We start from the raw sequence: 23,962 nt of genomic DNA, 5'->3' as shown, positions 1-23,962 counted from the left end.
CTACTACCCTTGGCTCAACCCCATATACCTATGCTTCCATCCCTTTGCTCAAGAAAGTTTGGGCTTTCTCTCATCGCCGTCGGGCTGACGGTATTTTGCACCCAACGAGCGACAGCCCAGGCTGCGCCTCAGGCAACCCCATCCGCCGTTATCGATGAAGAAGTTTTTGTACTGAATCCGTTCAACGTCGACGGCACAGTCGAGCAGGGCTACATGGCCACCAGCACTCTGGCTGGCACACGCCTTCGCACTGAACTCAAAGATATTGGCACCTCGGTCAGTGTGCTAACCAAGGAATTTCTCAGTGACATCGGCGCGAATGATGCACAGGAGGCGCTGGCCTATGCGACCAACTTCGAGGTGACCGGATCGCGTGGGAACTTTCTGGGAGCGAGCAATAGCTCGTTCGGTAATGTTGACGAGACGACCCAGTTCTTCAATCCGTCTACGTCGACCCGGGTGCGCGGTCTCGTCAGTGCGGACAACACGCGTAACTACTTTCGCACTACGGTGGCGTGGGATGGTTACAACGTGGGTCGCATCGATTTGCTGCGCGGCCCCAACAGCATTTTGTTCGGTCTGGGTAGCCCCGGGGGCGTGGTCAACGCCACGGTCGACGCCGCCGAACTTCGTCGCACCCGCGGCGAGGTGCAGCTCTCGGTCGACGGCGAGGGCAGTGTGCGGGCGAATTTCAACTACAACCAGGTCGTGCGAAAAGACGAATTGGCGTTCCGAGTAGCGGGTCTTGTGGATCGCAAGAAATTTCAGCAGGACCCGGCCTTCGATGACGAGGATCGGATCTTTGTCGCGGGAAAATACAAGCCCGCGTTCCTGAACAAAAATGGGATCTCTTTTGAAATTTCCACTGACTTCGAGACCGGAGAATCCACCAGCAACCGTCCGCGTAATGCTCCGCCGGTTGACCAGTTCTCCTCCTTCATCTCCCCGCAGGTCATTCGGCCAATCCAGTTGCCCGACGGTTCCAACTTCAATGGCTACTCGAACGGCGTGATTCCCGGCAGTCAGCTTTTCATCGATGGACAGACTGTGAGCTACCTGGACAATATCAGTCGCTCCTTTCCCGATGGCGTGGTGACATCGTTTGATGGCAACGGCGGACGTCTGACCTACTCCGGCACGGGTGATCCAATTTGGCGGGTGGGTCGTGTCAGTTCCTACGGATCCACGCTCGCCGACGGCTCAATCTATACGGGCAACCCGAACGCCGCTCGTCGCATCTTTGGCGTGGGTTACCTGGATGCAATTCCCGGCACCGTCGGCGATCAGGCCCAGGCGGATGGTCATCCATTTTCCGCCTACTTTGTGCCCGTGTCGATGACTGACCCGTCGGTATTCGATTTCTATAACAAACTGCTCGACGGTCCCAACAAGCAGGAGTGGAACGAGTTTGATCAATTCCGTATCTCAGTGGCCAATACGTTCCTCCACAACAAGCTGGGCTACGAGGTTTCCTATTTTAAGGAGAACAACGAGATCGGGCAGAAGACGCTGATGAATTTCAACAGTCGAATATTCGTGGACGTGAATGAATTCACCATCGACGGGCAGCCCAATCCTAATGTGGGTAGGGCTTACGTTCAGGAATCGGCCTCCGGTGGTAACCGTTTCAATACCTACGAGCTCGAAGGCTTGCGGGCATCGGCTTACTTCGATCACGATTTCCGGGAAAACGGAGGGGAGACTTGGCTACAGAAGTTCTTGGGCCGTCACGTGTTCAATGGTGTCGTCTCACGCGACACGACCCTAGAGGACCGCCGCTCGTTCTCTCGCGTGGTTTATGGTGATGACCTTCTCAATCAACTGGGTTGGATCGACCCGACGCGACGCTTCAATAACAACAACCGGGTAACCGTCCGCTATTACATTAGCGACGACCTGCGCGGACGGACGAGCTTGAGTGGGGCCAATTTCACTAACCTTTCGCTCGATGCGCTACCCACCGGCGGTACGATTCCACTCCAGTATTTCAATACGCAATGGACTGCAGCCTCCTCGGTTAACCCGGCTACCGCATGGGTCAATCCCGCCGGGCAGCGTTGGGAAGAAGCCGCCAATCCAGCCAACTACGCCGGTTGGGAAACGGGCAATTTTACGGTTCATCAAGCCTTGAGCGGTAACCAGGCGGACTTCGACTTGGCCACCAACAGCGCTTCGCTTCGCTACAACGAAGTCGAATCCCGGGTGCTGTCATGGCAGGGTTACTTATTTAATGGCGCGGTGGTCGGAACCTTTGGCTACCGTGAGGACGACAGCGTATCGATCCGGCGCGACGCGCCTTCGCGGGACGACCAAGGAGACGATGTGAGCCCGGACGTCTACAACCTCGCCAACGGGAACCGAGAGGAAGTCAGCGTCACCTCGCGTAATCACAGCTTGGTCTTGCACCTGAATCGGGTGCCGGTTCTCAACCGTTTGCCGGTCGATGTTTCTCTATCCTACAATAAGGGAGAGAACTTTGATCCGACGGCTGGTCGCCTCGATCCTAACGGCAATGTGCTTCCTGCTCCGCAGGGCTCGACCGAGGAATACGGTGTTTTGATATCGACCAAGGACAACCGTTACAGCCTGAGGGTACAGAAATACGAAACGTCAGTGCTCAACGTCTCCGGATCTTCCATCCCGAACAATTTCCGCTTCGCGCAGTTCTTCGGTCGCGGCGCTGGATCGGCGTCGGATGCGCGGACTGGGGTGTTGCGTGATAACGTGCCGGATCCCTCGACAGTCAATTGGGACCTGAACTATGTCGAAACCGTCGCGGCTCCGGCGTGGCTGAAGTTTGAAAGCGACTTCGACGCGGCCTTCCCGAAGTTTGTCGACCTGTGGCAGGAGTTTGGGTCTTGGGGACCGAGCAACGATGAAGATGTGCGATTCACAACTCCATCGGGCGTGGTGACAACAGGCGATACGTATTCGGAAGGCTACGAGATTGAGTTTGTAGCCAACCCGACCAGCCATCTGCGTCTGGCGATCAACGCTTCAAAAACGACAGCGGTGATCGATAACGTCCCGGGCTCCGTCTATAACCAGCTCTACAATTATATTCAAGATGCGCTCTTCGACGGCACGACGCCTACTGCTGCGGGAAGCCTTAGGATTCGGGATGATCTGAATACCTCTCTCTCCGAGTGGTGGTTGGAGAATGTATGGGCCGATTATTCGACGGTCGTACAGCAAAACGGAAACAGCAATGGCGAGATTGCGGAATGGCGTGCCAATGCGCTCGCCAACTACAACTTCGACGAAGGTCGGCTGAAGGGCTTTGGATTCGGTAGCGCGGTGCGTTGGGAAAGTGGTGCGAGTATTGGCTACCCCAAGCAGTTTGACGATTTCGGATTCGTGGAGACTGATTTGGCGAATCCTTTCAAACGTGGGTCCAACACTCGATTTGATGTGTGGTTGAGATACGGTCGAAAGATCAATCAGAAGATCGATTGGACAATCCAGCTAAACGTCTTCAACGCCTTCGGGGAAAACGAGCTGCTGCCTGTCTTCGCGAATCCTGATGGCACGGTCGCCCAGTATCGTATCCAGGAAGGCCGGAGCTGGAGGTTGTCAAATACCTTCAAGTTCTGAGTCGTCCTTCATCTGCTTGGTCCCGTTTGTTTCCGTGCTGGCCCGTCTTTCGGGCAAGGCGCGGGGACAGGCGGGCAAGGCCTGAGCGCTCGCATGGTGCCGTGCGGCAGGTCGGCTCACTAATTTATACGTCATGATGTCTTCAGTCTCTTCTCGTTCGCCCAACCTATTGGTCATCGTGACCGACCAGCAGCGTTTCGATGCACTCTCGGTTCACGGGGGATTGGCGGTAACACCCAATCTCGATCGGCTGGCTGGTCAGAGTGTCGACCTGCGGGCCCATTTCAGTCAGTGTCCGGTTTGCGGACCTTCACGAGCGGTGATGTTCACGGGGCAATATCCCGAGCGAACCGGGGTGGGGGAAAATCACCTCAAGGTGGCCCCTGATCGCCTTTCGATTTTCACCCGGCTGCAGGAGGAGGGTTATCAACTTGGTTACGCGGGCAAGGATCACCTGTTTCCGGCAGATGGTCGTCCCACCTTCGATCATTGGCACAGTGGGGCCCCGGATCCAGCGCATGCCCGCTACCGCGAGTGGCAGGCGCTCGTGGATCAATCAAAAGGTTGGTTGAGTTCGCGCGGATGCCACGCTTCCGGGATTTTTCATGATTTGCCCGACGAGCTGACAACGACCGGGGTGATTGGTGCGGAGTCGGTGCGGTTCCTGCAGGAGGCGACGGTGGAGCGGCCCTTCTTTCATGTGGCCTCGTTTTTCGATCCGCACGTGCCCCATCTGGCCCCGCGCCGGTTTCAATCACTCTACGATGAGTCCGCCATCCATCCTCCCGACGTTGGCGATGATCCGGTGGCCGGCAAACACCGCCGTTTTCGGATTAAGCGATCCATCCAAGGTGCGGATCGTGCGACCCGCGCCGAGAAGCAACGCTACCTCGCGGTCTATGCGTCGATGGTGAGTTTTGTCGATGAGCAGGTCGGCCATATTCTGGCGGCCTTGGACGCTCGCCCGGATGCCGCCAATACGGTGGTGCTTTTCACATCGGACCACGGTGATTTTGGCTTTCAATACGGAATGTGTAAGAAGGACTTGGTTCTGCTGGACGCTTTGCTCCATGTGCCGTTGCTGGTGCGTTTACCCCAATCCAGGGCTTCTGGTCGCGAGGTCGCTGTGCTCACCGAGCATGTTGATCTTGCGCCTACTTTACTCGAGTTTGCCGGATTGCCGATCGATCACTGGATGCAGGGGCGCTCACTCGTGCCTTTGCTTCGAGGGGAAATCACGGCGCATAAAACGGAGGTGTTTGGCGTCGCGTGCCCGCCCGGCTATGCCAACCCCTATGCTGATGCTGCCGCGTTCCGCGCGGCTTGGGCGGAAGGGCAGCGCACCTTGGGCGAACATCCGCTGAAACGGACGGCCGACTACAATTTACCCGGGGATCACTGCACGAGTATTCGCACCGATCACTGGAAGCTGATTCGTTTTGAGGACGGTTTCGAAGAGCTTTACGATTTGCAGGCTGATCCCGAAGAGCTGAGGAATCTCGCACCGGATTCAGATTTTTCCATCGTGCTCCATACCTTGCGGCGACGCCTGTGCGATCACGCGGCGGCGGCGTCTCATCCGGTTATCTCCTGATCCCCTCAAGTTAATCCTGATCTGTCCACGACTGTTTTGTCTATGTCACATCCATTAGATTTCGTTTCGCCGGGCGGTTGTTGGCATCGGGGGACCAGGCCATGGGGTTGGGGGTGCCTTGTTTGGGTGATGGTGGTATTCGGGTGGGGGCCGCTTCACGGGAATGGTGTAGGACGTGACCCGATCAAAATTCTGACGATCGGCAGCAGTTTTGCGGTGAACGCGACGCACTTTCTGCCGGACTTGGGGCAAAGTCAGGGAGTGGAGATCGTGGTGACCAAGGCCAATATCGGCGGTTCGGACTTGGAGCGTCACGCCCGGTATTTGCGCATCGCGTTGCGAGATCCATCAGACCCGGAAGGCAAACCCTACTGGGAGCGGGATGATCCGAACCGTCGCCACTACAGTCTGGTGGAGATGTTGGAGCGTGATCACTGGGACTTTGTCACCTTGCAACAATTCAGCGGGGACAGCTTTAAGCCGGAAACTTATGAACCCGCATCCGCCGAGCTCATCGCGGTGGTCCGGGCTCATGCCCCCGATGCGCGGATCGTGGTGCATGAGACGTGGGCCTACCGGTCCGATCACCCGATATATCTGCCTTCGCCATCGAGTTCACTTTCGCCTTATGAGGCGGTTTTGGTGGCCCGCAGTCGCGATCAGCTGCGCAGTGCGGGGCCATTTTCCCAAACCGCGATGCACGCCGACCTGAAGGCGGCCTACGGGGCATTGGCGACGCGTTACGGCTTGCTGACGGTGCCCGTGGGCGACGCGTTCCAGATCGCCCGCGCCATGCCGGAGTGGCACTTCGTGCACCCTGATCCCACTTTCGACTACGCGCATCCGCCTCCTGAACAGCGGCCTGACCAAACCGGGAGTTTGATCGGAGGCTGGCATTGGCGGACGGATACGAAAACCGGGCAGCGTGAGTTTGCCCTCGATGCGAAGCACGCCAATGTGGCGGGCCAATATCTGGGGGCCTGCGTATTTTACGAGACTCTGGTGGGGCAACGCGTTGGCGACGATGCCTGGCGTCCGCCGGAGTTAACGGCCGGGCAAGCCGACTCGCTGCGCGGGGCGGCCCATCGGGCCGTGCTGGAACAGGTGAAACAGCCGACGAAGGTCGCGCCCGCGCGAACGCGGCCCAATATCGTGCTGGTCATGACCGACGACCAAGGCTGGGGCGAAACCGGTTATTATCAGCACCCGGTGCTGAGGACGCCGGAATTGGACCGGATGGCCGCGAACGGGCTGCGCTTTGATCGGTTTTACGCGGGGGCACCGGTGTGTTCACCGACCCGTGCCACCGTCCTGACGGGCCGCAGCAACGACCGCACGGGCGTTCCCACGCACGGTCACGCCTTGCGTCGGCAGGAGAAGAGTCTGGCCAGTGCGTTGCAGGCGGAGGGTTACGCAACCGCGCATTTCGGCAAGTGGCACCTCGATGGCCTGCGCGGCCCGGGAGCCCCGATTCTGGCCGATGATACGCACCATCCCGGGAAGTTTGGTTTCGAGCAGTGGCTGTCGGTGACCAACTTCTTCGACCTCAATCCGCTGATGGGGCGCAATGGGGCGGTCGAGGCGTTCCGAGGGGATTCATCGACGATCGTGGTGGATGAAGCGTTGAAGTTTATCCGAGGTGCGGTGCATGACTCTCGACCGTTTTTCGCCGTGGTGTGGGACGGCTCGCCGCATGGTCCATGGGTGGCGAGCGACGCGGACCGGCGAGATCTCGCTGATCTGAATTTTAGGAGCCAGCACCACTACGGGGAACTGGTGGCGTTTGACCGCGCTCTTGGGCACCTGCGCAAAGGACTGCGAGACCTCGGCGTCGCGGAGAATACCCTGGTCTGGTATTGCAGCGACAACGGAGGATTGCCGGGCATGATTCCGGATACGGTGGGCGGATTGCGCGGGCACAAGAGCGAGCTTTGGGAGGGAGGCATCCGCGTGCCGGGGGTAATCGAATGGCCGGCGGCGATTGTGCCACGGGTATCATCCTACCCGGCTTCCACGATGGATATCTTCCCGACGTTGGCCGCGATCGTCGGTTTACCTTCCGATGCAATGCTGGACCCGGTGGACGGAGCGAATTTGGCCCCGCTATTCGCGGGCAGGGATGTCCCGCGGGTTAAGCCGATCCCGTTTCGCTTCGAAGACGGCGGCGCCTGGATCGACAACGACTACAAGTTGGTCGTGTCCGGGGAGGGAACCGGTGGTTTCAAACTCTACGACCTGACGAATGATCCGACGGAGTCGCGTAATCTGGCTGCGGTCGAACCGGAGCGGCTCGGTCGGATGGGGCGGGACTATGAGGCCTGGAGTGCGTCGGTCGACCGCAGTGTCGCGGGCCAGGATTACCCGGCAGGTAGGGTCGATCCGACCGAGCCGGAGTCACATCCATGGTCGGACGATGCCCGTTATCAGCCCTATCTGGAGACGTGGCGGCAACGCCCGGAATATTCGAACCTGCCCGCGCAGAACTTCCATCTGGCCGAAGACATGGCCGAGAGCTTGTCAACCCAAGCTGCCCCCTGAGACGCCTTTATTTATTTTCATGAAAATCAAATTTACTGTGGCGATGGGCCTGCTGGCGGCCTGGGCGGGAAGTATCAGCTCGGCGACTACAGCTCCGATTCCCCAGGAAGTGATTATAAACCAGATACAAAGGGCGAAACCGCGCAACGTAGTGTTCATTCTCTCGGATGATCATCGTTACGACGCGATGAGTTTTCTGGGCCATCCGCTGGCGGAAACGCCCAATATGGATCGGCTCGCTCACGAAGGGGCCTACTTCCCCAACGCCATGGTGACTACTTCGCTGTGCTCGCCGAGTCGCGCTTCCATCATGACGGGGCTCTACACCTTTCGCCATCGGGTGGCCGACAATGGCACGCCGATGGATCCGAGCATCCCGTTTTTTGCCCAGTATCTGCAGCAGGCTGGCTACGCGACCGCCTTCCTCGGCAAGTGGCACATGGGCTCGGATGGCGACGAGCCGCAGCGGGGCTACGATCATTGGGTGAGTTTTCCCGGGCAGGGGGTCTATTATCCGCCGACGCCGGACTACACCCTGAACGTCGATGGCCAGCGTGTGCCACAGAAGGGCTACATTACCGATGAGTTGACCGACTATGCGGTGGACTGGCTGGAGCAGCAAAAGCCGGAGGAAAAACCATTTTTCCTCTACCTCTCGCACAAAGCGGTGCACGCCGGATTTACCCCGGCCCCGCGGGATCTGGGTCGATTTGCCGACCGCCAGTGGACCCGCCCGGCGCTGGCATCGCCCCACGGGGACTGGAACCAAAACCAGCCTCGCTGGCTGCGCGATCAGCGTAACAGCTGGCACGGCATCGACTTTCCGTATCATACCGAGACCGATCTGGACGACCTCTACAAAGCCTATGGTGAAACGCTGTGCGGGGTGGATGACAGCATCGGTCGGGTGATGGCGCAGTTGGAGCGCATGGGGATCGCCGACGAGACCCTGGTGATATATATGGGCGACAATGGTTTCATGTTTGGCGAACACGGACTCATCGACAAGCGGGTGGCCTATGAGGCCTCGATCCGGGTGCCCTTGCTCATGCGTTGCCCGGCTATGTTTCCGGGGGGCGCGGTGATCGATGAGGTGGTCGCCAATATCGACATTGCGCCGACCATTATGGAGGTGATGGGCTTGAACGCGCCGCCGCATTTCGACGGGCGCAGTGTCGTGCCCTTGCTGGAAGGGCAGCCGACTGATTGGCGCGAGCAATTTCTCTACGTCTACTATTGGGAGCGGGCATTCCCGCAGACGCCGACGACCTTCGCGTTACGGGGGGATCGCTACAAGCTGATCACCTATCACGGGATTTGGGATGCGGATGAATTATTTGATTTGCAGAGCGATCCGGCAGAGCTGCACAACCTGCGTTACGAGCCGGAGTATTCGAAACTGGCCTACGAAATGGAGACCCGGCTCTTCAAGATGATGGACGATCTGGGTGGAACGGAAATCCCGCTGCATCCAACCCCGGCGCGTCGCCTGCGCAACTACCGCGACGGCGATCGTGGCGGCCGGCAAGCGGCGGATTTTCCGGATGGTTTGATCGCGAAAGAATCAGTCGGAGGCGATCATTGAGCAGAGCTCAGGACAGCGGTGAACACCGCGTGTTACCGGAGTCCATGCGGGGGGCGAATTTGTCGGCACGGGGCGCGGATATTAATCAAGATTAATTTCCGCCGGATTGTTCCCCCGGCGTGATCGCGGCAAGGTTGTATCTGTTAAACCCCCGCGGCATTTGCTCCGCGTTTCCCCTCTGTCGAATTACCCTGCCGACTTGTTTCCGATCTTTCCGGATCGCTTGGAAATCCGTGAAAGCACATCCCGAATCGGCGTCCCCTGTGCTCTGTTGCCATGACCAAAACTGTAAATCCGCTTTGCAAAGTCGGTATCGCGATCGCGATCTTCCTATCGCTCACCATCCACCTTTTCGGAGGCATCGGCACCATCGATTCCGCCGGTTGGACGGTCCTGACCCCGAGCGGAGATTCCCGCCAAATCTATGTCAGCAGCTCAGGAGGCGATGATGACAACGACGGCCTTTCCGAGGCGTCGGCCTTGGCCACCATCGATGCCGCCGATGCGTTGATCCGCGACGGGTATCCCGATTGGATACTGCTCAAACGAGGCGATACCTTCGCGCAACCCAATCTCGGTCGCTGGAAGAATGGTCGCAGTGCCGAAGAGCCGATGGTCTTGACCTATTATGGGGATTCCGGTCCGCGTCCGGTGATCAAGCTCACCGGTGCTTTTGTGAATTGGAACGGGCAGGCTCGCAACCACCAGGCCTTTGTCGGCCTCGATCTGTATCGCTCGATCAGCGATCCCGGGTCGCCTGACTTCACAAATGCCGAGTGTGGAAATGCGCTGATCTTTATCGCGGGGGCCAATAATGCCTACAACCTCCTCGTCGAGGATTGCCGCATGCGCTACTGCGCACCGCTGCCGGAAGGCCAGCGGGACACGAACTTCCTGCACAACGTCTATATCCGGCGTAATATCGTGATGAACATGTGGGCGCACGGCACCACCGAGACGGACACCCGGGTGCAAGGCATGTTTGTGCGTGGCGTGGTCGATGTCTATCTGGAGGAGAACGTTTTTCACCACAATGGCTGGAGTGAGGTGATCGCCGGAGCCGGGGCCAACCAATTCAATCACAACATCTACATGTCGGTGCACAACGACGGCGACATCGTGGTGCGCGGCAACATCCTGTCCTATGGGGCGGCCCACGGCCTGCAACTGCGCTCGGGTGGTTATGCGACCATGAACGCCTTCGTCGGCAACGCCATCTCGATGAACATTGGGTATCCCTCGCCGCCGGCCTTCTATTTTGGGCCAACCCTGGTGGCCGATAATGTCGTGACCGACGGGCGCCCCCAGATCCCGGACGATACCAGCAACCCGCAGACCGGAGCCATCTGGGGAATTTGGCGCGTCGAGCTCAACAACGTGCCGACGGTGAACGACAATATCGTGGCCAACATCGGCGACACCCGCGGCGTCAACATGCGGCCTTTCAACGCCATGACGGCCAATGAGCTGGGCACGGGCAACATTGCCTGGAACTGGACCCGTGACGACGAACCTGCGGCCGATCCGGGCTGGCTCGATCCGACCCGGAATGGTGACAGCTACGCCGCATCGCTCGGCATGAACAATTGGGCCGGTTTTATGCAGGCGGTGACCAATCGTCCCGTGCATCAGATGCCCTTCGATCTCACCGCGTATGCCTACAATAACTACGTGCGGGCGGGATTCGACAAGGGCGCGGTGACTCCGCCTTACACCTATGATGCCAACGCGGGCATCGCCGTGACCGGGGTCGTGATTTCGCGGTCCTCGCTGACGATGGAGGAGGGCGGACTGGATGTGCTCACCGCCAGCGTCACGCCCACCGATGCAAGCAATCCCACCGTTCAGTGGAGCTCCAGCAATCCCGCGGTGGCCACCGTGGACAGTAATGGCACGGTGCGTGCGATCACGGAGGGCACGACCATCGTGACCGTGACCGCGAATGACGGCGGCTTTCAGGCGACCTGCACGGTGACGGTGGCGAATATCGACGTCACCGCCGTCAGCGTCGCGCCGACCAGCGCGAGTCTGGGCATCAACGAAACGCTTTTGCTCGAGGCCACCCTCACGCCGGTGAACCCGACCGTTCCGGGCGTGGTCTGGACCTCGGCCAACCCGGCCGTGGCGGCAGTTGATGGCAATGGCGTGGTCACAGGTGTCGGGGCCGGATCCACGGTCATCACCGTGACGACGGATGACGGCGGCCTGACTGCCACCTGCACCGTTACGGTGACCTCGACGGTGGTGCCGGGTATTGGATCCGTCGATGCCGATGGCTGGACGATCCTCACTCCGAGCCCCGATTCGCGGATGGTCTACGTGAGCAGTTCCGAAGGGGACAACAACTTCGATGGGCTTTCCCCGTCCACGCCCAAGGCGACGATCGACGCGGCCAACGCATTGATCCGCGACGGATTCCCCGACTGGATGCTGTTAAAGCGGGGCGACACTTTTCCTCAGCCCAATCTCGGTCGCTGGAAAAATGGTCGCGGGGTGAATGAACCGATGGTCATGACCTATTACGGCGAGACCGGGGCGCGGCCGGTGATTAAATTGACCCAGGAACTTATCTACTGGAATGGCGAGGCACGTAACCACCTGGCGTTCGTCGGGCTCGATCTTTACCGCTCGATCAGCGATCCCGATTCCCCGGACTTCACCAATACCAGTTGCGACCTCGGCTTCTCGTTCAATGCCGGGAACAACGACGCCTACAACCTGCTGGTCGAGGATTGTCGCCTGCGTTACTGCTGGCTCATACCCCAGGGACAGACCTCGGTCTACTTCCTGCACAACGTCCATATTCGTCGTAACATCGTGATGAATACATGGGCGCATGGCACCACCGAAGTGGATAACCGGATCCAGGGTATGTTCGTGCGAGGCGTCGTTGATGTGCGTCTGGAGGAAAACCTCTTTCATCACAATGGCTGGAGCGAGGTGGTCGCTGGAGCCGGGGCCAACCAATACAACCACAACATCTACATGTCGGTGCACAACGACGGCGAAATCATTGTGCGCGGCAATATCCTATCCTACGGGGCCGCCCATGGCTTGCAGCTGCGCTCGGGCGGTTATGCGACGATGAATGCCTTTGTGGGCAATGCCATTTCGATGAACGTCGGCTACTCGTCCCTGCCGGCGTTTTACGACGGCCCCACCTATGTAGCGGATAATGTCGTTACGGACGGGCGTCCGCAGATTCCGGACGACAGCAGCAGCCCGCAGACGGGGGCGATCTGGGGCATTTGGCGGGTGCTGCTCAACACCGTGCCTACGATCGACGACAATATTGTCGCCAACATCCGCGATACCCGCGGCGTCAACATGCGCCCCTTCAACGCGATGACGGCTAACGAACTCGGCACCGGTAACATCGCTTGGAACTGGACGCGCGACGACGAACCGTCCGTTGATCCGGGCTGGCTTGAGCCGACCCGCAACGCCGACAGCTTTGGCGCTTCACTCGGGTTGACCGACTGGGCCGGCTTTATCGCCGCCGCCAGCAACCGGCCCGTGCACGAGATGCCATTCAATCTTACGGCGTATGCTTACGACAATTACATCCGCGCGGGCTTTAACAAAGGCATCGTCGCGGCGCCCTATAACTACTCCGGGGCTCCGGGGAGTGTGGCCGTGACCGGAGTGAGCCTGGCGCCCGCGACGCTGGCTCTCGAGGCAGGCGGCACGCAGGCGCTCACCGCGACTCTTTCGCCGCTCAATGCCACCAATCAGGCGGTGGTTTGGACCTCCAGTGCTCCTGGCGTGGCCACGGTGAGCCCCAGTGGTCTGGTGACCGGTGTGGCGGATGGCAGTGCGACCATCACGGTCACCACCAGCGACGGTGGTTTTACGGCCAATACCACGGTCACGGTATCGTCCGCCCCTGGCGGTGCGGTGACGGGTGTGAGTGTTTCGCCGACGAGTCTATCCTTCCCGGTCGGCCAGGTGCAGCAGTTGTTTGCGACGGTGTCGCCCGCCAACGCCACCGACCCAACGGTGACTTGGAGCACCAGTGCGCCGACGGTCGCCACCGTCGATGCCAACGGCTTCGTCACGGCGGTCGCGACGGGCACCGCGACCATCACGGCAACCACCAACGATGGCGGGTTCACAGCGAGCGCGGTGGTGGCAGCGACGGCCGCTCCGACCGGCCCGGCCGGGGTGTTGTTTGGTTTCGACCTGAACAATTTTCCCGGCTTCAGCAGCAGTCCGACCGCGACGTGGGACTTTGCGCCCTTCCCGCTCGCGACGACCGATGTGGCGGGCAGCTTCAGTCATGCCCACCTGGCCACCGTCGTATTGTCGTCAGGTCCGGGCTGGGTCGCGGCGGGAACCAGTTCTCAGGCGGGATTCTATCGTTTCCCCTTCTATCCGGGTTCGCCGGATCCGAGCGACGATCAAGCCGCGTCGGATGCTTACGTCGAGTTTACCATCAACCCGGCGGCGGGCTACAGTTTCACTCTCGCACCCACGAATACGCTGCAATTCAACAAGCGAGTCTACGACAGCGACGGCTCGGCCGGTCTCTTCGTGCGCTCCAGTCTCGACAACTACGCCACCAATCTGGCGTCCCTGACCGGCTTCGGTGATGGCGGCGTGGTGAGTTTCGATCTGCCGGGATTTGTGGGTATCAACCAGTCGGTTACGTTCCGGATCTATGTTTATGATGCGGATGGTGTCATCGACGGTTTTGGCATTCGAAACAATGGCAACATTGTCGAGGATCTCGACCTCGTGCTCAATGGCACGATGGCGGTGGCAACCGTGCCCGTGAGTGGGGTGAGCTTGGCTCCGGCCAGCGTGGGATTGGCAGCCGGCCAAACCCAGCAACTGGTTGCCACGGTGGCTCCGGCCAATGCCAGTGATCCCAGTGTGGTTTGGAGCAGCAGTGATCCGGCTATCGCCACGGTGGATACGAGTGGGGTGGTGACTGCGGTGATGGACGGAGCCGCCACCATCACTGTGACGACGACCGATGGTGGTTTCACCGCCACCACAAGTGTCACGGTGGCACCGCCTGTTTCCGGTGGGGTGCTGGTCGGCTATGACATGGACAGCTTCGCGGGCTTCAGCTCGACCCCGGCAGAGACGTGGGACTACGCTCCGCACCCGCTGGCGACGACTGATGTTGCCGGTAGCGCGACGGCGTCCAACCTGACGACCGTGGTTCTATCCGCGGGGCCGGGTTGGGTTGCGGCCGGGACGAATTCCCAGGCCGGATTCTACCGGTTCCGCGCCTACCCGGGTTCGGCTGATCCGACGAGCGATACAGTGGCTTCAGATGCCTACTTCGAGTTCACATTGGACCCGGCCGCGGGCTATGCCTTCACGCTTGATGCGACGGATACACTGCAATTCCGGATGCGGGTCTACGATAACGATGGCACGGCTGGCTTTTTCGTGCGCTCCAGCGTCGACAACTACGCGAGCAACCTCGCCAGCCTGACCGGTTTCGGGGACAGCACGACGTTGAGCTTCGATCTGCCCGGTTTCGCCAATGTCGAGTCGGCCGTCACCTTCCGGGTGTATGTTTACGATGCGGATGGTGACATGGGCGGCTTCTCGCTGCGCAACGGGGGCAACGTGATCGGCGACTATGACTTTGTCATCAACGGCTCGGTCAACGCGGCGACCGTGCCCGTGAGTGGGGTGAGTGTGGCTCCGGGTAGCGTGGCATTGGCAGCCGGCCAAACCCAGCAACTGGTTGCGACGGTGGCTCCGGCCAACGCCAGTGATTCCAGTGTGGTTTGGAGCAGCAGCGATCCGGCTATTGCGACGGTGGATACGAGTGGGGTGGTTACGGCGGTGACGACCGGTGGAGCGACGATCACGGTTACCACCACCGACGGAGGTTTCACCGCCACCACAAGTGTCACGGTGGCGCCCCCAGCTCCTGGTGGGGTGCTGGTCGGCTATGACATGGACAGTTTCGCGGGCTTCAGTTCGACCCCGACGGAGACGTGGGATTTTGCCCCGCACCCGCTGGCGACGACTGATGTCGCCGGCAGTGCGACGGCGGCCAACTTGGCGACCGTGGTTCTGTCCGCAGGGCCGGGTTGGGTTGCGGCCGGGACGAATGCCCAGGCCGGATTCTACCGGTTCCGCGCCTACCCGGGGTCGGCAGATCCGATAAACGATACGGCGGCTTCAGATGCTTACGTCGAGTTCACATTGGACCCGGCCGACGGCTATGGCTTCACGCTCGATGCGACGGACACGCTGCAATTCCGGATGCGGGTCTACGATAACGATGGCACCGCTGGTATCTTTGTGCGGTCGAGTGTCGACAACTATGCGAGCAACCTCGCCAGCCTGACCGGTTTCGGGGACAGCACGACGCTGAGCTTCGATCTGCCCGGTTTCGCCAATGTCGAGTCGGCTGTCACCTTCCGGGTGTATGTTTATGATGCGGATGGTGACATGGGCGGCTTCTCGCTACGCAACGGGGGCAACGTGATCGGCGACTATGACTTTGTCCTCAACGGCGCGGTCAATCTGGCGGGCGGTGCTGGTGCTGGTGGTGGAGGTGAGACTGAAAGCTCGCTGGCTATCGTGACGGAATCTCTCGGGGCCGGAACCGTTGGCGAAACCTACACCGCACAGATCGAGACGGTCGGTGGCGCGGGTGACCAGGCGTTTGATTTGGCATCGGGAGCACTGCCTGTCGGTCTGGTGTTGGGATCTGATGGCATGATCTCGGGCCAACCGATGATGGCCGGGATCGCGAGTTTCGTGCTGCGGGTCGCCGATTTGTCAGGGGTGCAAACCCGGGAGATGACACTCAATGTATCGCCCGGGACTGCCGCCGTCGCGCTCTCTGACTTAAGCTTCGTCTATGACGGGACCTCGAAATCCGCCACGGTTACGACCTCGCCCGCGGGGTTATCGGTGGGTGTCGTCTACGCAGGGAACCCAACATCACCCAGCCATGCCGGTAGTTACGCGGTGGTGGCGACAGTGATGGATGCCAACTACGTGGGTTCGGCCGCAGGCACGCTCACGATCACGGCGGCCCCTGCGACGGTTACGCTGCATGGTCTGGGCCAGTCCTACGATGGCACGCCGCGTGAAATCGGGGTGGATGTCGTTCCCGACGGTTTGCCCGTCATCGTGGGCTACGCCGGAGAGATTGACGCCCCGCGGTTCCCCGGGTCCTACGAGGTCGTGGCGGTGATTGACGACCCGAATTACACGGGCTCGGCGAGCGGGGTGCTCAAAATATCGACGGGAGCGCTGATCCGTCGCGGGCCGACGCTGAACGGCGATATCGACGGTTCGGTGCAGGTCACCTCGGCGCAGAGTGTCACCTTGAATGGGGGCGCCTCGATTAGTGGCGATCTGTTGATGCCCGGCACTCCTGAGGTTCTGGTGCAAGGCAACGCGCTCTATGTCGGCACGCAGGCGGGACCGGGAGCGTCCGACCCGACGGGGCACAAAATCACGCTGAACGGCAACGCGGTTACCCGCTACATTGTCACGCAGATCGATCCGGTTGATCTGCCGGTGGTGTTCGCTCCACCTGCTCCGACCGGCACGGCAAATATCACCCTCAACACCACCGGACAAAACGTGCCTGATTGGACTGTGGTCCGGAGTCTCACCCTCAACGGCAACGCCGGAGTAAGAGCCGTGCCGCCGGGTAACTATGATCGGCTCACAGCCAATGGTAATAGTGGTTTTGTGCTCGGCATTGCCGGGTCGACGGAGCCTGCCGTCTACGGGTTGCAGAATCTCACGCTTAATGGAAACAGTGCGATCCAACTCGTCGGCTCGGTCGTGCTCACGTTGGCGAACGGGGTGAGTCTCAACGGGAATGTGGGCCACATCGATCAGGCGGATTGGCTGACGGTGAATATCCATTCCGGCGGTTTGACGCTAAACGGGGGTGTCATGCTGCATGGTTCCGTCGTAGCGCCAAATGGCACGGTGACGATCAATGGCAATAGCGCGATCCACGGCAAAGTCGTCGCCGATCAGCTCACAATCAACGGTAATGGCTATCTGCAGGAACCGTAGTATTCATCCGCAGATCTGAGCGTCCGCTTCTGATCGAATTGGCCATCCAATTCTGGCCAGAGCAGGATGGCTGTCGCCGGGCGAAAGGGGGCCGCGTTTCGAACAGGATTTGAACCGCCGAACGGATGCTCGCGATGTGTGTTTCCAGATTGATGTTGTCTGGCTGGGATTGCCCCGGACGCGAGCGATGGGCTGATGGCGGTGACGCAACCAGCTATCGCAGTCACTGCGTTAGACCTGCCAACGCCTTATATATCCATGCCACCGTGCGGTCGCTCATACGCGCAACTTGGGCAATAGCTCTCGGTGGCGGTTCGTAGAGGATGCCAGTGTTTTTTAGCACTTCGTGCTGCTCTATAAGTTTGGAGTTCTCTTCGGATCGTCGAGGAGAGAAGCAAACGCATTTTGGGGCGACTCGACGGAGATCACCTTCAGAAGTTTTGAAGATGGTCTGAAGGAATTCAGGGTCCTTGATTTGGATGAACGATTGAGCGGCAAGTTGGCTTTTTCGGCATCGGTGCCGGTGACACGAACGGAGCTGATGAGGCGAAGAGGGGCTGTCTTGGTTGCAGCTAGATCGGGCGCTAGTGGATGGCTCTTTGGCGAGGTTCCTCTGGGTAGGGCAAGCTACACTGGTCCTACGCCCTGGGGCCCGTTCATAACGCGTCGTCGGTAGTTTTCTGAGATTATGCCGGTGCGCTTCCTGAAGTAGCGTGGCAGGTGCGACGCATCGTGAAAACCGCATTCCATGGCGATCGACAACAGGTTCTGATGCCCTTATTCGAAGAAATGCTTGAAGAGGCGCTAAGAGCCGCCATCGCCGTAGGCCTTTTCATGTCGCTTTGGCCTCCTGCTGTTGCAAGCTGATCGGGCCTGAGAAAAATGGACACGGGAATCTCTTAGAAAGAGAAACCTAAAGTGAAACGAAACCGACACAGCGCCGAGTTTAAGCGCGAAGCCGCCAGGCTGATGATCATGGACGGGCTGAGTGCCCCGGAGGTCTCCCGGAAGTTGGATGTGAACCCGAGTCTGCTTTACCGCTGGAAACGCGAGCAACTGGCCGAGATGGATGCGGCGAGTCCGCCGCACGCGAAGTCGAGCCCGACCCAGTTGGCCGCCGAGATCGACCAGCTGCGCAAGCAACTGGCGAAAGAAAAGCGGATCAATGAGATCCTAAAAAAAACGGTGAGCTACTTCGCCAAGGACGAGTGAGCCGCTTCGTGTTCATGCGAAAACATCAGCACAGGTATGACGTGGCCGAGATGGGCGAAGCGCTCGGCGTCTCGCGCAGCGGATACTACCGCTGGATCGAGGCCAGACCCTCGGTCCGCCGAGAGCAGGACGAAGCGATCAAGCCAGTGATCGAGCAAGTCGTGCGTCGGGCTTGCGGCCCCTACGGTTACCGGCCGGTCCACCAACATCTGCGTGAGCAGGGCGTGGACTGTGGCCGTGATCGCACCCTGCGCCTGATGCACGAGTTGGAGTTGGTCGGCCGCTCCCATGCCCGGTTCAAGCCGATGGGCACCGACAGCGAGCATCTGTTTGGCTACCATCCCAACTTACTCAAGCAGTTGGGGAAACCGGAGCATCGCGATCAGATCTGGGTGGCCGACACCACCTATCTGCGCACGGACGAGAGCTGGTGTTATCTGGCGACGGTGATGGATCTATGCACCCGACGCATCGTCGGCTGGAGCGTCTCCGATCGCAACGACACCGCCCTGGTCTGCACCGCGTTGGAAAACGCCGTGCAAACCCGCGGCGAAGTCCGCGCCGGCATCGTGCATCACAGCGACCGGGGCAGCACCTACGCCGCGGATCGCTACCAACGCCTGCTGGCCAAGCTGAAAATGCACCCGAGCATGAGCGCCAAGGGCAACTGCTACGACAATGCCGCGATGGAGTCCTTCTTTGGTCGCTACAAAACGGCCGCAGTGCGCGACCACGTCTTTGCCAACGAAGCCCAAGTCCGCGCCAACGTCTTCAACTACATCGAAGTCTTCTACAACCGATTCCGCAAACACGCCTCTCTGGGCTACCTGAGCCCGATGCAGGCGGAGGCAAAAATCTTGCCCCCCATGGGGGGCAATGCACAACCCGATTGCCTAACCCGCAACTAAACCCATAACCCACCAAATAAGAGACGACCGTGTCTCACCATCTCAGGCCCGATCAAGCGCCACCGTCAGCTTGCCAAAATCTTCGCGGCCGCTGCCCAATGCAGGCTATCTATTTTAATGATGTTCGCCGGAAGGAGCTCACTCCCAAGCTTTGTTCCCGAGTAGATTTTCCCGATGAAGACCGATTATAGGTGAGAGTAATCGCGACTTTTTTCGATTTCAATCGCTATGGGGACTGCGGGAATATCTCCCGCGCGCCGATACCGGGGCGGTCTCGACGCGCGAAGAACTTCGTTACAAGGCTTCATAATGGAGTCTCCGATTGTAGAGAGATGACTTTATTTGAAATTCCACAACCCTTCCCTGTCGAAGGATTCGGAATTGCCGTATCCAAGTTTTGTGTCTTCGAATTTCGGACAATTGCGAGAATCGCCGCTTTGACGTCAGAGGATAGGTTTAACCACGACCATACGATTTCCTGAACCTCTACAGCGTCGGCCTCGGAGGTCGCGGGAATGGAGGCATTATACGCCGCGACTTGGCGTAGGTAGTCGGCTCTTTTCTCCCCGATTTTTGCGCTATTTTCTTCGGGTGTGTTTCCATGTGCGTTGGAGGAGTCACTAATTCCGTAACGTAATTGAACAGCAAATTGATGCAGATGTGAGCAAATTCGTTCGAGTCTCTTCGCCCGCTCCATTTTCTTAACGGCCGATCTTCACGATCGGCCGTTTTGCGTTTCCGGGGCGTAGGCGTCGCGGAGGATTTGCATGGGGTGACGCACGGGCAGTGCCGCGTTCAGCCGGGCGAGGTGGTGGCGGATCTGGGTTTGGCAGCCGATGTTGCCCGAGGCGACTTGGTCGGCTCCCGTGGCCAGCATGGCCTCGGCTTTCTGGCGTCCGAGTCGGGCCGCCATGGCGGGTTGATCAATGTTGTAGGTGCCCGCGCTGCCGCAACAGATGTGTCCATCGGCGGGCTCAATGAGTTCGAGGCCGGGGATTTGGGCCAGAAGTTGCCGGGGCTCGGCTCGGACTCCCTGGGCGTTGGCGAGGTGACAGGCGTCCTGCATGGCAATGCGGCGAGTCGGCTGGAAACCGGTCGGTGGCTCGCGCAGGCCGAGGCGGGTGAGAAACACGCTTACGTCGATCGTGAGAGCCGCGAGTTGGCGGGCGGCGGCTTCGTGGGGCGTGCCGGCGAGTATCATGGAATATTCGTGGAGGGCCGAACCGCAGCCCGCCGCGTTGGTCAGCACGGCGTCGAGGTCGGTGGGGAATGCGGCGAGGTTGGCGCGCGCGAGATGTTGCGCGGTGGCTCGATCACCGGTGTGCCAGGCGAGCCCGCCACAACAACCCTGGGCGCGAGGCACGGAGACTTCGACGCCATTGCGCGTGAGCACTTCGATGGTGGCCGCATTGATGTCGGGATCGAGCACCTGCTGGGCACAGCCGGCGAGCAGGGCGACGCGGGCGCGACGTTTACCGCGAGCGGGGTAGAGTGCTTGCAAGGTTTGGCGACGAGGCAGTGCCGCGGGGGCCAGGTCGAGCAAAGGGCGGAATGCGGCCGGAATCCAGCGGTGCAACGGTTTGGTGAGGCGAGCGGCCCGCAGTGCCAGACGCAGCCGCCGCGGATACGGCACGGTGAACGCGGCCAACGCCCGGCGCACGCGGGCGGTGAAACCGAGTCGAACCTGCGGAGCGGCGAGGGCGCGATACGGACTGATCAAGTCGCGATAGGAGACGCCGCTGGGGCAGGCCGGCTCGCACGCGAGACAGCCCAGGCATTGGTCGAGATGCGGCTGGGCGTCATCCCAAGTCAGCGTGCCTTCGAGGACTTCCTTCATGAGCACGATCCGGCCGCGGGGGGAGGCCGTTTCGTCGTGGGTTTCGTGATACGTGGGGCAGGCGGGCAGACAAAACCCGCAATGCACGCATGCATCCACGGCGGCGACCATGGCAGGTCCGTTGGGGCCGATCGTTTGGGCGTTGAGGCGATGTTGCATGGCTCAGAGCAGATCGGTCGGAAACCGGTTGAAGGGGTCGAGCACGGCTTTGATGCGGGGTTCGATGGCGGCGGTGGGGGTGGTGCGGTGCCAGACCGCACCGGCTCCGCGCAAGAGCAACGAGTCGAACCCACGCTGACGCATCGCCTCGCGGGTCGCGGTGTCGTGGGGCGGCAGCGAGACGTAGCTCAGATCACCGGCGGCACTGACATGCAGGCGCGCAGCGGGTGACTCCGATAGCAGCGCGATGAGCCGCGGCAGATTGGCGAGATGAGTGGGCACCTTCAACCATGTGCCGTCCGCGTGGGCCCAGCCGAATCCGAGCACATCGCTCCACCATGCGCTGGCGCTGGCGTCGGAGATCGGGCGAGCCCCGGACGCGGTTTGAGAAATCGATTCGGACAAGGCTTCGAGGGCTTCAGTCGGTCCGGCCAAACGGAGGTAAATCCGGTTTTCCAAGGGACGCGCGTCGATGGCATGGGGTTCCGTCGGCGAGCGGGCCAATTGGCCGAGCATCGTCACCAGTTCACCCGCATCGTCACAATCAATGACCAAGGTCCGTTCGGCCGCGGGTCGGGGGGCTACTTTGATGGTAATTTCCGCCAGCACGCCGAAGCGACCGAGACTGCCCGCCATGAATTTAGGCAGATCGAAACCGGCCACGTTTTTCACCACGCGGGCCCCCACGACGAGGCGCAGTCCGCGACCATCGACCAAGGTCATGCCCAGCACCGCGTCGCGCACGCCGCCGTGGGCGAAACGCCGCGGGCCGTTGAGTCCACTGGCCACCGCGCCGCCCAAGGTCGCCCCGGCCGCGACAAAGGGCGGGTCGAAGGGCAGGCCCTGGCCGTGTTGAGCAAGTTCGGCGGCGATGTCGGCCAGCGGCGTGCCAGCCAGCGCGGTGAGCACGAATTCCTCGGGGGCGTAGTCCGTGATGCCGCGAAGCCGATCCATGGGCAGGAGCATGGCGGCGTGGTCGGACAAGGCGGGTTTGGTGCGCCGCCCGACCGGCAGGAGCGGACCGACGTGGGTGCGGACGACCGCGACCAATTCATCGATGGTGGTCGGCGCGGAAAGCAATGATTGACTGGGTGGGACCGGCCCTGGATTCGCGTCCGATGGAGACGTCGGAAGCGTCGGAGCCGACTCGAGCGTTTTGCCGGGGTTGGCAATACCGGCCGGGTCGAAGGCGGCGTGGATGCGGCGGAACAGATCCATCTCTGCAGCGCCATACATCTGCGGCAGATAGGATTTCTTTTCGATTCCCACGCCATGCTCGCCGGTGATGGAACCCCCGAGCGCGATACAGGCTTGGAGGATTTCACCGGAGGCGTGTTCGACCGCTTCAACGGCGCCGGGTTCGGCCGCGTCGTGGAGCAGGTTCGGGTGGATGTTGCCGTCGCCGGCGTGGCAGACATTGGCGCAGCGGATGTTGGCGGCCGTGGTAATCTCGTTGATGCGGCGAAGAGCGGCGCCGAGGTGTCGCCGCGGCACGACGCAATCCTGCACCATGTTGCTCGGCGCGAGGCGGCCGAAGGCACTGTAGGCGCTCTTGCGCACGTGCCAGATGGCGGCGCGTTCGGCGTCGTTGTAGGCGACGACCAATCCGGTGGCGTGTTGCGCGGTGAGCAACGCCTCCAAGGTGGGGCGCTGAGCGGCGACGATGGGGGCGGGTCCCTCGAGCTCGATGACGAGGATTGCCCGACAGTCGGGCGGATAATTGAGGGGGACGACGGGACGCACGGCTTCGATCGTGAGCTCGTCCATGAGCTCCATGGCGACGGGAATCATGCCGGCTCCAATCACGGCGGAAACCGCATCGCCGGCGGCGGCGGTTGAAGCGAAACCCGCCAGCACGGTGTAGCGGGTCTCGGCGACGGGCATGAGGTTGACGGTGACCTCAAGGGCGATGCCAAACAGACCCTCGTTGCCGACGAACAATCCCGTCCAATCGGGGCCGATCGATTCGCGACTGGCGCTGCCCCACGTCACACGTTCGCCGGTGGCGAGCACGGCGGTGAGGCCGAGCACGTGGTTGGAAGTCATGCCGTGTTTGAGGCAGTGGGCGCCACCGGCATTGAAGCCCACATTGCCGCCGATGGTGCAGATTGGCTGGCTCGAAGGATCGGGGGCGTAGTGCAGCTGGTGCGGGGCGGCGGCGCGGGTGATGTCGAGGTTCACCACGCCGGATTCGATGAGGGCCAGTCGGCGCGATGGGTCGACCGTGATGATGCGATCGAGTTTGGTGGTAACGATGACCACCCCGTCCGGCACCGGCGTCGCGCCGGCGCACAAGCCCGTGCCGCTGCCGCGGACCACGAAGGGCACGCCCTCGGCGTGGCACCACTGCACGATGCTCACCACTTCATCAATCGTGTGGGGGAGCACAATGGCCCGGGCGCGACAGCGGTAGGACGTTTGCGCATCCGCGTCGTGGACGGCCAGCAGGGCCGCTGCGGTCGAGATGCGGTCGGGGGGGAATTGCGCGCGGAGGCTCTGCAGCGAAGGAGGCATGG

The 23,962-nt window shown here is 60.7% G+C and carries 9 protein-coding genes; 7 read left to right on the top strand and 2 right to left on the bottom strand.

Going from position 1 to position 23,962, the window contains the following annotated elements; genetic code table 11:
* Positions 1–9: 9 nt before the first annotated feature.
* The 7 genes from PXH66_RS12685 (at position 10) to PXH66_RS12655 (ending at position 19,450) form a co-directional block, all read left to right on the top strand.
* Positions 10–3,594 (top strand): TonB-dependent receptor plug domain-containing protein, encoded by a 3,585-nt coding sequence (locus PXH66_RS12685; protein ID WP_330932028.1) that lies wholly within the window; start codon positions 10–12, stop codon positions 3,592–3,594.
* Positions 3,595–3,727: 133 nt separating this feature from the next.
* Positions 3,728–5,188 (top strand): sulfatase family protein, encoded by a 1,461-nt coding sequence (locus PXH66_RS12680; protein ID WP_330928538.1) that lies wholly within the window; start codon positions 3,728–3,730, stop codon positions 5,186–5,188.
* Positions 5,189–5,404: 216 nt separating this feature from the next.
* Complete coding sequence (locus tag PXH66_RS12675; protein ID WP_345784005.1) at positions 5,405–7,726, top strand: sulfatase-like hydrolase/transferase; 2,322 nt, start codon at positions 5,405–5,407, stop codon at positions 7,724–7,726.
* A 19-nt stretch (positions 7,727–7,745) separates the two neighbouring features.
* Entirely contained in the window at positions 7,746–9,311 is a 1,566-nt protein-coding gene (locus PXH66_RS12670; protein ID WP_330928536.1) for a sulfatase family protein, read from the top strand.
* A 276-nt stretch (positions 9,312–9,587) separates the two neighbouring features.
* A complete protein-coding gene (locus PXH66_RS12665) occupies positions 9,588–17,330 on the top strand; it encodes an Ig-like domain-containing protein (protein ID WP_330928535.1) in 7,743 nt (2,580 codons plus the stop codon).
* Positions 17,331–18,248: 918 nt separating this feature from the next.
* Positions 18,249–18,542 carry a transposase gene (locus PXH66_RS12660; RefSeq protein WP_330932027.1) on the top strand — a complete coding sequence of 98 codons (294 nt, stop codon included), beginning with the start codon at positions 18,249–18,251 and terminating at the stop codon, positions 18,540–18,542.
* Positions 18,543–18,556: 14 nt separating this feature from the next.
* Complete coding sequence (locus PXH66_RS12655; RefSeq protein WP_330932026.1) at positions 18,557–19,450, top strand: IS3 family transposase; 894 nt, start codon at positions 18,557–18,559, stop codon at positions 19,448–19,450.
* Between the two features lie 715 nt (positions 19,451–20,165).
* Here PXH66_RS12655 and PXH66_RS12650 read toward each other — a convergent pair.
* Entirely contained in the window at positions 20,166–21,446 is a 1,281-nt protein-coding gene (locus PXH66_RS12650) for a (Fe-S)-binding protein (RefSeq protein WP_330928787.1), read from the bottom strand.
* 3 nt (positions 21,447–21,449) lie between these two features.
* Positions 21,450–23,960, bottom strand: a complete 2,511-nt coding sequence (locus PXH66_RS12645; RefSeq protein WP_330928788.1) for an FAD-binding oxidoreductase — start codon at positions 23,958–23,960, stop codon at positions 21,450–21,452.
* Positions 23,961–23,962: the final 2 nt, after the last annotated feature.

It is taken from the genome of Synoicihabitans lomoniglobus (assembly GCF_029023725.1).
In the GTDB taxonomy this organism is placed as follows: Bacteria; Verrucomicrobiota; Verrucomicrobiia; order Opitutales; family Opitutaceae; genus Actomonas; species Actomonas lomonigloba.
Note: the sequence above shows the minus strand (reverse complement) of the source record. Positions and strands in the feature narration are given on the sequence as shown.

Excerpts from the sequence above, each read along its gene's own strand:
- PXH66_RS12680 (WP_330928538.1), top strand. The coding sequence starts at position 3,728 with ATGATGTCTTCAGTCTCTTCTCGTTCGCCCAACCTATTGGTCATCGTG.
- PXH66_RS12670 (WP_330928536.1), top strand. The coding sequence starts at position 7,746 with ATGAAAATCAAATTTACTGTGGCGATGGGCCTGCTGGCGGCCTGGGCG.
- PXH66_RS12665 (WP_330928535.1), top strand. The coding sequence starts at position 9,588 with ATGACCAAAACTGTAAATCCGCTTTGCAAAGTCGGTATCGCGATCGCG.
- PXH66_RS12655 (WP_330932026.1), top strand. The coding sequence starts at position 18,557 with ATGCGAAAACATCAGCACAGGTATGACGTGGCCGAGATGGGCGAAGCG.
- PXH66_RS12650 (WP_330928787.1), bottom strand. The coding sequence starts at position 21,446 with ATGCAACATCGCCTCAACGCCCAAACGATCGGCCCCAACGGACCTGCC.
- PXH66_RS12645 (WP_330928788.1), bottom strand. The coding sequence starts at position 23,960 with ATGCCTCCTTCGCTGCAGAGCCTCCGCGCGCAATTCCCCCCCGACCGC.